The organism is Leisingera sp. ANG-M6, assembly GCF_000813905.1.
Taxonomy (GTDB): Bacteria; Pseudomonadota; Alphaproteobacteria; order Rhodobacterales; family Rhodobacteraceae; genus Leisingera.
This window is the reverse complement of the sequence record NZ_JWLG01000004.1, coordinates 423-13,525: the sequence shown is the minus strand read 5'-3', so window position 1 is coordinate 13,525 and position 13,103 is coordinate 423. Positions and strand designations below refer to the sequence as shown.

Here is a 13,103-nt window from a genome sequence, read left to right as displayed (position 1 = left end):
CAGATACCAAATTCCCAGGCATCCGGAATGCCGCGGCCGACACGGTCATGGCGAATACACTCCCTTTCTTAGTTATGTCTGGTCGCTCAGGAACGAGCCAATAAAATAGTTTCCAACTGGAAGAACTGTAGGAAGCAGTATCTCCCCGACTGGCTTTGCACTGCTGACATGCGGGTGCCGGGCCCCGTTACCTTCACGAATTACAGCCAGTTAGGACCCATTGCCACTCCTTCCAAATTGCGACGCGAGGAAACCTTATCATCTGGCGGCGACGTTACCGTTTCAGATCCTATTCTGGTATTGGTCCGTCGTCGCGCTGTATCCAACTAGCAAGTCCTGCCTGACGCTTCTCTCAGCTGCTCTTCCCGGCCACGCGATCCGTGATCTCCTCAAGGATCCTGTTCCGCTGGATCTTACCGGATGGGCCTTTGGGGAGGTCGTCCAGAATGTGGACCTCGTCAGGAGACTTGAAATTACCGAGCTGGGACCGGCAGATTTCAATCAGCTCCAGCGCGGTGAGACTGGAGCCGTCGCGGATTTTCACCGCCGCTTCCACTGTTTCACCGTAGGTATTGCAGGGGCGTCCGTAGGCGGCGGCCTCTATCACGTCAGGATGAGAATAAAGCGCCTCGTCGATCTCGCGCGGGGCGATGTTTTCGCCGCCCTTGATTATCAGTTCCTTGAGCCGCCCAGTGACATAGACGTAGCCATCGCCGTCGATACGGCCCAGATCGCCGGTGCGCAGCCAGCCGTCTGGGGTGAAGGTCGCGGCCGTGGCTTCCGGGTTGTTCAGGTATTCCAGCATGACGTTGGGGCCGCGCACCGCCAGTTCGCCCTCGCTGCCATCACTGACGGGCTGCAGCCGGGCATCGAGGATTGTCACCTCGTTGCCGTAGGCAAAACCGGGCGAACCAATCTTGCGGATGCCCGGGGGCAGGGGGTTGGACAGGATCTGGGCCGCGGTCTCAGTCAGGCCCATGGTCTCGATGATCGGGACTCCAAAGCGATCCTCAAACGCGCGCTGAACGTCGGGAGCCAGTGCGGAAGAGGCGGAACGGCCGAAGCGCAGCCGCGCCTTAGTGCTGTCAACGGGGTCCAGATCCGAGTGCAGCAAATGCGAGATGATGGTGGGGACCACAGAGAACCAGGTGGCCTGCGACCAGCCGGCATGGGCCCAGAAGCGGCTGGCGGAAAAGCGTTCGCACATGGCCAGCGAGCCGCCAGAGGTCAGCGCGCCCATCACCGTCACGCAGAGCCCGTTGATATGGTAGATGGGCAGCACGCAGAGGCCGCGGTCCTGCGGTGTCAGCTCATGCGCCACGGCGGTGGTCCAGCCGCCCGCCAGCAGGCTGGCGTGCGTATGCACCACCCCCTTGGGCTGGCCGGTTGTGCCTGAGGTGTACATCAGCAAAGCGTGGTCACCGGCAGAAAGCGGGTGCAGCTCTGCCGGTGACCCGCCGGTTGCTGCCGCCTGGTCCAAAGGGGAGAGAAAGGGCAGGCTGGCAGTCTCTTGAAACAGGTCCGTTTGGCTGGGGTGGACAAAGGCAAAGCGAGCGCCGCTGTGCTGCAGGGCGTAAGACACCGCGCTGTTGCCGGCAACAAGGTTGATCATGGTGGCGCGGAAGCCGCCGTAGAGCACGCCGAAAAGGCATTCAAGCGCTTCGCGCCCGTTGGGGTGCAGGATGGCGATGCTTTCGCCCTTGGCGATTCCCTTGGCGGTCAGGTAGCGGGCGATTGCCTCTGCCGTCTTGCGCAGCTCCTGCCAGCTCAGATCTGGGCCGCCGTCCGGAAAGACAAAGCCGGTGCCGCCTTCTGCTGCGCGTGTGTCGAGCCAGTCACGGGTGGTTCCCTTGGGCGGTTTCATCATTGGCCCACCTCCGCCCAGTAGGTGGCAAAGATGTCGTCCAGCGCCGGTTCGCGGGCGGGAATCTCGCGTACAATCTTGGTGGACTGGACGAAGTGGCGCCAGTTGAGGTTGGTGTCGATGGAATTGCCGCCCCAGCTGCCGCAGCCCATCGACAGGGAGAACGGCATGCCATTGGTAAAGGCGCCGCCGGTGGCGAAAGTATGCGCCTGGTTGACGATCACCCGGCAGGTGGGCAGTTCGCGGCCAAGTTCGACGGCGCGCCCGTCCAGGGCGGTGTGGATGCCGATGGAGTGGCCGGCGCCCTGATGGGTGAGGATGCGGGTAGCGATGGCCTTGGCATCTGCGTAATCCGCGGCCCGGTAGACGGCGAGGATGCGGCTCAGCTTCTCTCCGGACAGCGGGTGATCCGGGCCGATGCCCCTGGTTTCCACCGCCAGGAATTTGGTGTCTGAGGGGACTTTGCCGGCCATGCCCAATGCGCCCAGCATCTTGCTGGCATCCTGGGCGATGACCGCGCGGTTCAGATGGCCGTCCGGCCAGAGTCTGGCGATGATGCCATCTGCCTCAGCCTCCGGCACCAGCGCGCCGCCTTCCTGGGCGAGCGCTGCAATGAACTGGTCATAGATGGAATCCACCACCACGACGGAATTTTCCGAGGAACAGGAGGTGGCGTTGTCGAAACACTTGGAAGCGGTGATCTTGGCCGCGGCATCGGCCAGATCCGCGGTTTCTTCCACGATCACGGTCACATTGCCGGCCCCCACGGCCACGGCAGGCGTGCCGCAGGACTGGGCGCGGTGGACGTTGTTCTGGCTGCCGGTGCAGATCACCCGGTCGACGGCCCCCATCAACGCCTGGGTTTTGGCTTTGGAACCGGGTGCAGGGATCATCTGCACCAGATCAGGATTAAGGCCCAGCTTGGCAAACTCGGCGTGGATATAGGCCAGCAGCAACTCGCAGGAAGCGACGCCCTTGGGGGAGGGGGCCACGACGATGGCATTGCCGCCCTTCAGCGCGTTGATGATGTTGTTGGCAGGCGTCGCCGCCGGGTTGGTCGAGGGAACAACGGCGCCGATCACGCCGATGGGGCGCATGATCTCGGTGATGCCAGTTTCAGGGTCGTCGCTGATGATGCCATGGGTCTGGACGTCCGCGATGTCGCGCAGCAGTCCCAGCGTCTTGCGGTGGTTCTTGGTGATCTTGTCCGGCACATTGCCGAGGCCGGTGCTTTCCACCGCCAGCTCGGCCAGGGCGCGGTTGCGGGCGGGCTCCATGATGGCCCATCCGGCCGCCAGGGCAGCTTTGTCATAGAGAGCCTGGCTTCCCTTGGCTTCAAAGTCCTGTTGGGCGGTGCGGGCGCGCACCACGATCTTTTCCACCTCGGCGGCGCCGGAGGCGAGTGCGTCCTGAGCGTTCATGTCTTACCTCGATTTCTAGGCCGGGGCGCGCTGCGGCTGTGCGCGCCCCGGAGGAGTTCCGGCTGGGATCAGAGCCCTGCCAGAAGCTCTTTCAGTGTCTGTTCGCGGGCGGCCCACATCTCCTTGACCTCGTCGCGGGTCATGATGTGCATGGGTGAGCCGCCGGCCGCCATCTTCTTGGAGACCCGGTCATTGGCGAACATCGCAGGCACGGTTGCAGCGAGCTTGTCGATCACCTCTTGCGGCGTGCCCTTGGGCACCATCACGCCGCGGAAATTGACGGAGGAATTGTCGACCTCCAGACCTTGCTCTTGCATGGTGGGCACGTCGGGCAGGAAATCGGAGCGCTGCAGGTCGGCAACCCCCAGGATCCTGACGTTGCCGGCCTCCTGCGCACGGTAGGCATCCGACAGGTTGTTGATGCCGCCCATTACCTCACCGGCGATCACTGCCTTCATCGCAGCGGCACCGCCGCCCTTGGTCGGGATGTAGGCCATTTTCACGCCTGCGGCCTTTTCGATCTGCAGCGCCGCGATGTGGTGGCCGACAAACAGGCCGGCGCCGGAAAAGGTCAGCTTGCCCGGGTTTTCCGTGGCATAGGCAACCACATCCGCCATCGAATTGAAGGGACTGTCAGCACCGACCACAAAGACCGCCGGGTCTGCGCCCCAGTTGGCGATGGGTTCAAAGCTGTCTGCGGAATAGGACACGCCGCCCTTGATCGACTGCGCGATGAAGTGTGGCACGTTGTAGGCCGCGAGCGTGTAGCCGTCGGCATCGGCCTGGGTCGCAAACCAGTTCCAGCCGACACGGCCGCCCGCGCCGGGCTTGTTGATGATGGCGATGGGCATTCCCAGCGCATCCTCGTTGCCGGCGGTCATGGTGACGATCCGGGCCTGAAAATCAGTTGCCCCGCCGGCCCCGTAGGAGACCATCATCATGATCGGGCGTTCCGGGTACTCTTCGGCCATGGCAGCGCCTGCCAGGCCCATCAGCGCGATGGCAGCGCCTGCAATCAGTTTCTTCATTTTCTTCTCCTCCCTATTGGTTTCTGACCGCGTTCCCGCGGTTAGAACAGAATTTCCCGCGGCGTGTAGACACTCAGCAGTTTTGCAAAGAGGCCGTACATCACCGCCACGAAGACGGCGGTGACCAGCATGCGTTTTACCCAGGTTTTGCCTTCGGAATGCGGCGCCGGGTCGTAGAGCGACAGCAGGATGAAAAATCCGATGGCGGTGGCGGTGTAGAACCCCAGCGCCTTGGCTGCCCAAAAGACATAGATCAGCATCACCGCCAGACCCGGAACCATGTTCAGGAACATCGTCCGGGACACGCCGGAGCCGACCTTGCTGAGGCCGAGGGCAGCCTTGCCGAAGGTCCAGCCCGCCAGCACCACAAAGACGGATGCGATCAGGCGCGGAAACAGGAAGGCCTCGGCAGGCTGCTGGGTGTAACTGACCCAGGCGACCCAGATGCCGACGGCAAAGACCAGACCGGAGCCAAGGATGTGCTGAGACCGGTTCATGCTTGCGCCTCCTCTTTGGTGGTGTAGCGGCGGCTGCGCAGTTCCATCCAGGCCGAGTAGGCGATGGAGGCGACGACCACGGCGATCAGTAAGATGTTCAGCCCGCCCGACAGGAAGTAACTGGCCTTGCCGACGGTGGCGTCCGCGATCATGCCGCCTTGGATGAAGTTCGCCTCAGCGATTGGACCAAGGATTAGGCCCAGCACCAGCGGCGCGGCGGAAAAGCCGAAACGTTCCAGAAAGTACATGCCGATGCCGAGGCAGGCCATCACGTAGACGTCGCCCATCGAGCTTTGCACCGAGTAGGCGCCGAAGGCGGAGAGGGCGAGCACGATGGCGGCCATCACCGATTGCGGCACCTGGGCAACGCGGGCGGCGAGGCCCGCCACATAGAGACCGAACAGGCACATCAGGACCTGGCCGACCAGCATCGAGTTGATGAAGGTCCAGGCCACATCCGGGTGATTGTCGAACAGATCAGAGCCGGGGAAAATGCCGTGGATCAGCAACCCGCCCAGCAGCACCGCGGCGGTAGGGCTGCCGGGGATCGACAACGTCAAGAGTGGTACCAGCGACGGGCCGACCATGGCGTTGTTGGCGGCCTCTGCGGCGATCACGCCTTCGCTGTGGCCCTTGCCGAACTTCTCCTTCTCGGAGGAGAACTTCTTGGTCTGGTCATAGGCCACCAGCCCGGCGATCTGGCCGCCGACGCCGGGTATCAGCCCGATGATGGAGCCGGTGATGGTGCCGATGCTAAGGGCGCGCGGGCGGCGCAGCAGTTCGCGGGTGGCGTCAAGCACGGAATGCTTCTGCACCTCGATCACCTCGGCGCCGTCCGCACGGCGGCCCTTGGCGAACATGGTAAGCACCTGCGGGATGGCAAAGAGGCCGATCAGCGCCGCGATGATGTTGATACCGCCGCCAAGCGACGGATGGAAGATGAACCGCTGGGCGCCCATGATGTCGTCGAACCCGATGGTGGCCAGCCACAAGCCGATGCAGCCCGAGAGCAGCCCCTTGACCACGGAGGCCGAGTCCAGCGAGCCGATCACCGTGACGCCCAGGATCGCCAGCCAGAACAGATGCGAGGGGCCGAAGGCCAGCGCCCACTGGGCTAGCAGCGGGGTCAGGAAGATCAGCAGCAGCACGCCGAAGATGCCGCCGACGGCGGAGGCCAGGAACGACAGCTGCAGCGCCTTGGCGCCCTGGCCCTGCTTGGCCATCTTGTGGCCGTCCAGCGTGGTGGCGATGTTTGCGGGTGCGCCGGGGATCTTCAGAAGGATCGCGCTGACTGCGCCGCCGGCCACGGTGGAGGTATAGGCGGCGCCCAGCAGAATCAGGCCCTGAACGGCCTCCAGATGGAAGGTGAAGGGGATCAGCAGCGCCACCGCCATTGTCGGTGAAAGCCCCGGTGTTGCCCCCAGGATAAGCCCGCCGATTGTGCCGCCCAGCAGCAGCAGGAATGACAGCGGCGAGAACACATCTCCGAAGTAAAATATGAAGTCCATTCGGGGCCTCCCAACCCGGCTGATCGCGCTTTTACATTTGTTGACAAAACAGGTTAGGCTATGAAAATAGTATTGCAAACGTTTTCATGAATCTTGCCGGGGGAGGGGAGATTATGGCGCCGAAACAGAAGGGTAACGTGGATATCGTTGCGGTAGCAAAGGCTGCAAAAGTGTCGCCCTCAACGGTGTCGCGCACCTTCAATCACCCCGATCTGGTAAGCCCGGCGACTCGCAAGAAGATCACCCGTGCGGTGCAGAAACTCGGATATGTCAGAAACCGCGCGGCGCAGATGATGCACGGCAAGCGGTCGGGCACCATCGGGCTGGTGGTGCCAACCATCAACCATGCGATTTTTGCCGAGGTGATCCAGGCGTTCTCGGATGCGATCGACCGGGCCGGCTTTACCCTGCTTCTGGCCTCGCACGGCTATGATCTGGAGCGGGAATACGAGATGGTGCGCAAGCTGATGGAGCACCGGGTGGATGGTGTGGCGCTGATCGGGCTGGAGCATTCCGAGGCTACCGCGCGGCTGATTGCGCAGCAGGAAATGCCGGCAATGGCGATTTGGAACTATGCAGAGGATGCCGATCTGCCCTGCGTCGGCGCCGACAACAAACTGGCCGGACGGATGGCAGCGGAGCACTTGGTAGCCCTGGGGCACAGGGACATTGGCCTAATCTTTCCCGACACCAGCGGCAACGACCGGGCACGGCACCGGCTGGAGGCGGTTCTGGAAACACTTGAGGCCGCAGGCGTGGCGGTGCCGGAGGGGCGCAAGTCGGAAGCGCCATACAGTGTTTCGCAGGCCAAGCAGGCGGCCCTCGCGCTTTTGTCGGCACCGTCCCGACCGAGCGCGCTGCTATGCGGCAATGACGTGATTGCCCAGGGCGCGCTTTATGCAGCGCAGCGCTGTGGGCTGCGGGTGCCGGAGCAGCTGTCGGTCATCGGCATCGGCGATTTCAAAGGATCCGCCGAAGTCGAACCGGGGCTGACAACGGTTCGCATCCCTGCTGGCACCATCGGGACGCTCGCCGGCGAGCAGTTCACGGCCTTCATAACCTCGGATGCGCCTAGGCCGTTCAGAATCTGCTGTAAACTGGAGCACATCTTGCGCGGAACAACCGGTGCGGTTTGAATCCAACAACGCCAGTTGGACAAGCCCGCTCCACCACAAGCAACAGCTTTTCATACAGAAGCATGCTGCATTTGAACCAGAAAACCTGATCCTAAGGACCTGATGGAGTAAGCGCTCCGAAAAAAGGGGGATTACCCATCCAGCTGAACTATGATGACCCGTCACCGAAGAATTCCTCCAAGGCACCAAAAATCTTGCCGAGAGCATGGCCCAGAACCTAGTTGTTGTCCGGAATATCTGGACCCAAGAGGCCGGTACCGAACACTTTGGCTCCACCTATCTGATCAAAGCCCTAGAGCACCTGGAAGCCTACAAGGCCATGCATATTCCGCACCTGGCCTCGATCGGCATCGAAATCGTCAGCGACCACGTATTTGATGTGAGGGAATGACCCAGCCAATTCAACCGCACCCCGTTTCAGACTGTTTTTTTAAAGGCTCTATTAATTAAACGTCCTCTCCTGTCAGCATCAGAAGAGGCACTCTCCAGCTTCGATAGCAGGTTACAGCTGAAGAAGTTTTTTGGACAGTCAAGAAAGCCGCACCCGGCGGAAGCCGGGTGCGGCGTCTTCAGGTCATCGTTTGCCTGCCACGATCCGGTCGAGGATCAGGGCGCAGAACAGGATTGCGAGACCTGCCAGGATGCCTTGGCCGGCGGCGGCATATTGCAGCGCTTCCAGCACGTCCTCTCCCAGCCCCTTGGCGCCGATCAGCGAGGCCACGACCACCATCGCCAGTGACAAGAGGATGGTCTGGTTGACGCCGGCCATGATCGTCTTGCGCGCCAGCGGCAGGTCCACCCGCCACAGGAGGTAACGCGGGGTGGCGCCGAAGGCGAGCGCGGCCTCGCGCACGGTTTCCGGCACCTGCTGCAGGCCCAGCACGGTGAAGCGGATCACCGGCGGGCTGCCGAAGATCATGGTGGCGACCACGCCCGCGGGCTTGCCGGAGCCGATGAAGGCTACCACCGGGATCAGGTAGACGAAGGAGGGCATCGACTGCATGAAGTCCAAGACCGGGCGCACCACCGCAAAAACCTTGGGGCGGCGGGCGCAGTAGATGCCGAGCGGGATACCCAGGGTGATCGAGATCAGCGCCGCGGCGCCCAGGAGGGCAATGGTGGTCATCGCCTTTTCCCAGAAGTCCAAGAGGCCCAGGTAGGCCAGCGCCGCGCCGGTGAAGATCGCCACCCGGGCGCCTGCCGACAGGTAGGCCAGCATCACAATGACCAGCGCCACCACCGGCCAGGGGGTATCGACCAGCACCACCTCGATCCAGTCCAGAAGCGTGCGCATGCCGGCGGTCAGCCCGTCAAAGAAGCCGCGCCCGGAGGTCTTGGTCCAGTCGAACGCCGCCTGCACCCCGTCGCCGACGTTCAGCCGCCAGTCGCGGTTGGTGGGGAAGGCGTTCAGCAGCGAGAAGGCATCGGGCATCGCGAATTTCAGCGCCGACAGCACGACCACGGCGGCGGCCAGCACGGAGGAGACGATTAGCCGCGGCAGTGACCAGCCGCTGGCGACCCGGCGGTCGGAGCGCCAGCGGGCAAACTGCCCCTCCAGCGTCCAGTTCGCCAGCGACGCCGCCAGGAACTTGACCGCCAGCAACAGCGCCGCGCCGGCGATCAGGTAGATGGTGCCGCTGGCATTGGCGGCTGCCGCGGCCTGCTGTGCGCCGGCCATCGCCGCCTCCAGCGACTCTGCCGCGCGTTTCAGGGACTCGAGCGAGGACGCGCCCGAGGCCTCGGCTGCAGCGATCTGCTGGTGCCGCAGGTCCAGCGTCTGGGCAATCTGTTCCGCGCGCAGGCGGGAGACCCGGCCGAGGTCACCGAACAGCCCCATCGCGATCTGGATATAGGCCAGCGTTTCCAGCAGCAGAAAGCCCAGGAACCAGGACCACAGGCCCCGGGCGCCGAACCAGACTGGCCCCAGCAGCGCGGCGGCGCGGTTCAGGGTGAAGCGGTAACCGGGCGCCTCCATCATGTAGGAGAAAACGCGCTGGTAATAGGCCTGCGACTGACCGGTGAATTCCGCCACCAGCGCATTCAGGCGTCCGGCGGTCTCCGGTTTGATCTGTGATTGGTCGATGTGTTGCATCACCCTTCTCCTTACGCCTGGCTGTCCTGAATCGCGCGGATCAGGCCCGCGCGGTTGATCACCCCGACGGTGGCGCCATCATCCGCCACTTTGACGATGCCGTGGCCGTCCACTGCCAGTTCCATCAGGCCGCTTAGGTCCATGTCGGGCCGCGCCTCCCTGGCGTCGGCGGGCAGGGCGCCGTGGGTGGCTTCGAACTCCGCCACCGGCTTCATCACCGAATGGGCGAAGATCATGTTGAGCTTGGAGATGCCAGCCACGAAATCCGCCACGTAGTCATCAGCCGGGTTGAGGATGATCTCCTCCGGCGTGCCGATCTGCACGATGCGGCCGTCCTTCATGATGGCGATGCGGTGGCCGATGCGGATCGCCTCGTCGAGGTCATGGGTGATGAACATGGTGGTTTTGCCCAGCTTGCGGGAAAGCTCCATGAACTGGTCCTGCAGCTGCTTGCGGATCAGCGGGTCCAGCGCTGAAAACGGCTCGTCCATCAGCAGGATCTCGGGGTCGGAGGCGATGGCGCGGGCCAGCCCGACGCGCTGCTGCATGCCGCCCGACAGCTCATGAGCGTATTTGTCCTCCCAGCCCGAAAGCTCCACCAGCTCCAGCACCCGGTCGGCTTCCTCCCAGCGGCGGGCCTTGCCGGTGCCGCGGATTTCCAGCGGCATCGCCACGTTGTCGCGCACCGTGCGGTGCGGCATCAGGCCGAAGTTCTGGAACACCATGGCAACCCGGCGGTTGCGCAGGTCGCGCAGGCCTTCGGCGTTCAGCCCCATCACATCGTCGCCGTTGATGTAGATATGGCCGTCGGTCGGCTCCAAGAGCCGGTTCACATGGCGCACAAGCGTCGATTTGCCGGAGCCAGACAGGCCCATCACGCAGAACAGCTCGCCGCGTTCGATCTGGAAGCTGGCATCGGCGACGCCGACCACGCAGTTGAACCGCTCCAGCACCTGCGGCTTGGTCAGCCGTTCGGCGTGAATGGCCTTCAGCGCCTCGGCGGAGCGTGCGCCGAAGATCTTCCAGACGCCGCGTGCGTCGATTGCAATGTCCTTTTCCATCCGGACCCCCGTCTAACTTAATGAAGGTGCCCCGGCGGCAGGCCGCCGCCGGAGCGCGCGTGTGGGAGGGCGTGTTATTTCAGGCCAAGCCAGGTATCGACGGTATCGCCATTGTCGGCGATCCAGTCTGCAACAACCGCGTCGATCTCATTGCCTTTGACCACCACCTCGTAGGTGAGTTCGGACAGGGCTTCGGCGCTCATGTCGATGCTGGACAGGAAGGAGGCAGCGGCCGGGTTGCGGTCCTTCAAGGAGCTGGAATAGGCCACGGTCACGGTCTTGACCGGCTCGCCGGTGGAGATGTGCGAGTTGTTGTACCAATCGGCATGCTGATCCGGCTGCACCATCTTGTAGGTGGCTGCGTCATGCTCCGGCTCTTCCAGGATGGTCACGTCATAGAGCGCGTGCACATAGTGCGGCGCGTAGCAGTAGAAGGCGGCGCCTTTCTCCTGGCCGACCAGATCCTTGAGGCGGGAGTAGAACACGGTTTCGTCTTCGGTGGTCGGGGTCAGGAAGGTTTCGATGCCGTAGTCGCGCACCCGCACCTTGAAGGTGTTGGTCGAGGCCCAGCCGGAAGCGCCGACCCAGACCTCGCCCATGCCGTCGCCATCGCTGTCAAACAGTGCCTGTGCTTCGGGGGTGGCGAGGTCGAAGATCGATTTGATGTTGTGTTTCTCGACCATGTAGTTGGGCACGCAGATGCCTGCGCGGCCCTCGTAGCTGCCGGAAGAGAGGGCCACGGAGCCTTTCTGATCGACATATTCATCGGTGAAGGAGGCCTGGTTCGGCAGCCAGACATCCGGGTGCACGTCGATGTCGCCGCGGCCGCCGTCCATCGAGGCGAAGATCACCGCGTTGGCGCCGGGGGCGTAGCCGGCCTCGCTGCCGAGGCGGGTTTCGATCACCTGGCCGATGATCCGGCTCATGATCTTGGCTCCGGGCCAGCTGGGCTCGCCCACCATGACTTTCTCCTGTGCCGTGGCACTAGTGGCCGCAGCTGCGCCCAGGGCGGTAACGGCGGTGGCGAAGATGATATTTTTCATCGTTTTCTCTCTCCTGTTGGTGTTTGTTTCAAGCGCCTCAGGCGCGCGCCCGCTTGCGCTGCGGGTCTAAGAAAGGAATATCCGTGACGGTGGCACCGAGGCGTTTCATCCGGCCGTCGAGCTGGCCGATTTCCAGCCGGGTGCCGTTTTCCGCGTGCTCGACACCAAGCCGGGCGATGGCGATGGCATGTTCCAGCATCGGCGAGCGGGTGGCGGAGGTGAGGGTGCCGACCTGCCGTGCGCCGGCATAGACCGGGCTGCCGTGCAACGGCACGTCATTGCAGCCCAGCAGCAGGCCCTTGAGCACCCGGCGCGGCTCGCGCGCGTTGCGCTCTAGCGCCACCTTGCCAGTGAATTGCGGTTTGGTCAGGTCGACGGCAAAGCCCAGGCCCGCCTCAAACGCCTCCACGCCCGGTGCGAATTCCGCGTTGGCGGCCGCCAGCCCGGCCTCGATCCGGATGATCTCCAGCGCGGCGGAGCCCATCGGGGTGACCCCGAATTCCTCGCCTGTCTCCATCACCGCGTCCCAGATTTCCAGCGCGTGGGCCTGGGAGCAGAAAATCTCATAGCCCAGCTCGCCGGTGTAGCCGGAGCGGGACAGCATGAAGGGCGCACCCTCGCGGTCGTGCAGCCGCGCCACGGTGACGCCGAACCATTTGAGCTGGTCCAGCTGCGGCACATGCGGCTGGGTGAAGGCGATCTTGCGTAGGAGGTCGCGCGACCTGGGGCCTTGGATGGCCAGATTGGGCAATGCGCCGCGCATGTCGTGGATGCGGACCTGCAGGCCCATCTGCTGCACCAGCGTCTCCAGCACCCGGCCGCTTTCCTCGGAGCCGCAGCACCAGCGGAACAGGTCGGGGGCGAGCCGGAACAGGGTGCCGTCGTCGATCACCGTTCCAGCCTGGTCGCACATCAGCGTATAGGAGCCGCGCCACACCGCCAGTTTGGCGACGTTGCGGGTCGTGGCCTGCTGCAGCAGCACTTCGGCGTCGGGGCCGGCGATGTCGTATTTGCGCAGCCCGCTCATGTCCTGCAGCGTCACTGCATTGCGGCAGGCCCAGTATTCGCCTGTGGTGCCATGCGACGGGAAACTCACCGGCGCCCAGAGATCACGCGCGGGGGCAAAATGCTGGGTCAGCGGCTCCAGCCGCTCGTGAAAGGCGGAATTCTGGCTGATCGACATCGGGGCGTCTTCCTTCTCGCGGTAGGCAACAGCGCGGCGCAGAGGTGTTTCGGGGCGGTAGATGCGGACGTGCACGTCCGTCGGGTTCCAGCCGTTAATCGGGTCAATGTCGTCCGGGCAGGCGGTTGAGACGCAGACCAGGTCTTCCAGCGCTCGCATCGCCACGTAGTCGCCGGGACGGGAGTGGGATTCCTCGGTCAGGATGTGGTGCGAATTGGGATCGACCCAGGTGTTCCAGAAGAAATTGATCGCAGGCCAGGCCGCGCGCGG

General features: G+C 63.6%; 10 protein-coding genes and 1 pseudogene. 2 read left to right on the top strand and 9 right to left on the bottom strand.

The genetic code is table 11. From position 1 onward, the window contains the following. Nucleotides 1-352 precede the first annotated feature (352 nt). From RA24_RS02235 to RA24_RS02215, 5 genes are all read right to left on the bottom strand, one after another. Nucleotides 353-1,867: a class I adenylate-forming enzyme family protein gene (locus RA24_RS02235; protein WP_039189498.1), complete on the bottom strand. Its 1,515-nt coding sequence runs from the start codon at nucleotides 1,865-1,867 to the stop codon at nucleotides 353-355. Further along, entirely contained in the window at nucleotides 1,864-3,285 is a 1,422-nt protein-coding gene (gene sauS / locus RA24_RS02230; RefSeq protein ID WP_039189495.1) for an acylating sulfoacetaldehyde dehydrogenase, read from the bottom strand. Before sauS ends, RA24_RS02235 begins: the two co-directional genes overlap by 4 nt. A gap of 68 nt (nucleotides 3,286-3,353) precedes the next feature. Beyond that, the gene (locus RA24_RS02225; RefSeq protein WP_019296374.1) at nucleotides 3,354-4,313 is read right to left on the bottom strand and encodes a Bug family tripartite tricarboxylate transporter substrate binding protein; all 960 of its coding nucleotides are present in this window, start codon (nucleotides 4,311-4,313) and stop codon (nucleotides 3,354-3,356) included. A gap of 41 nt (nucleotides 4,314-4,354) precedes the next feature. Beyond that, nucleotides 4,355-4,810 carry a tripartite tricarboxylate transporter TctB family protein gene (locus tag RA24_RS02220; RefSeq protein ID WP_019296375.1) on the bottom strand — a complete coding sequence of 152 codons (456 nt, stop codon included), beginning with the start codon at nucleotides 4,808-4,810 and terminating at the stop codon, nucleotides 4,355-4,357. Then, on the bottom strand, nucleotides 4,807-6,318 hold the full coding sequence (locus tag RA24_RS02215) for a tripartite tricarboxylate transporter permease (protein ID WP_019296376.1): 1,512 nt from the start codon (nucleotides 6,316-6,318) through the stop codon (nucleotides 4,807-4,809). The genes RA24_RS02220 and RA24_RS02215 overlap by 4 nt, the downstream gene beginning before the upstream one ends. A 113-nt stretch (nucleotides 6,319-6,431) precedes the next feature. On the opposite strand from RA24_RS02215, the gene RA24_RS02210 reads away from it, so the two are divergent. Together RA24_RS02210 and RA24_RS02205 are read left to right on the top strand one after the other, a co-directional pair. Next, on the top strand, nucleotides 6,432-7,454 hold the full coding sequence (locus RA24_RS02210; protein ID WP_039189492.1) for a LacI family DNA-binding transcriptional regulator: 1,023 nt from the start codon (nucleotides 6,432-6,434) through the stop codon (nucleotides 7,452-7,454). 169 nt (nucleotides 7,455-7,623) lie between these two features. Continuing rightward, nucleotides 7,624-7,845 (top strand): annotated as a pseudogene (locus RA24_RS02205) (YdhR family protein); the annotation flags it as partial. A 183-nt stretch (nucleotides 7,846-8,028) separates the two neighbouring features. Here RA24_RS02205 and RA24_RS02200 read toward each other — a convergent pair. The 4 genes from RA24_RS02200 to RA24_RS02185 form a co-directional block, all read right to left on the bottom strand. Then, on the bottom strand, nucleotides 8,029-9,546 hold the full coding sequence (locus tag RA24_RS02200; RefSeq protein WP_039147973.1) for an ABC transporter permease: 1,518 nt from the start codon (nucleotides 9,544-9,546) through the stop codon (nucleotides 8,029-8,031). An 11-nt stretch (nucleotides 9,547-9,557) separates the two neighbouring features. Next, on the bottom strand, nucleotides 9,558-10,607 hold the full coding sequence (locus tag RA24_RS02195; protein ID WP_039147976.1) for a quaternary amine ABC transporter ATP-binding protein: 1,050 nt from the start codon (nucleotides 10,605-10,607) through the stop codon (nucleotides 9,558-9,560). 74 nt (nucleotides 10,608-10,681) lie between these two features. Further along, nucleotides 10,682-11,650, bottom strand: coding sequence for an ABC transporter substrate-binding protein (locus RA24_RS02190; RefSeq protein WP_039147979.1), 969 nt, complete (start codon nucleotides 11,648-11,650; stop codon nucleotides 10,682-10,684). Between the two features lie 37 nt (nucleotides 11,651-11,687). Further along, a partial coding sequence (locus RA24_RS02185; protein ID WP_241480881.1) for an aminomethyltransferase family protein occupies nucleotides 11,688-13,103 on the bottom strand: 1,416 nt, incomplete at its 5' end.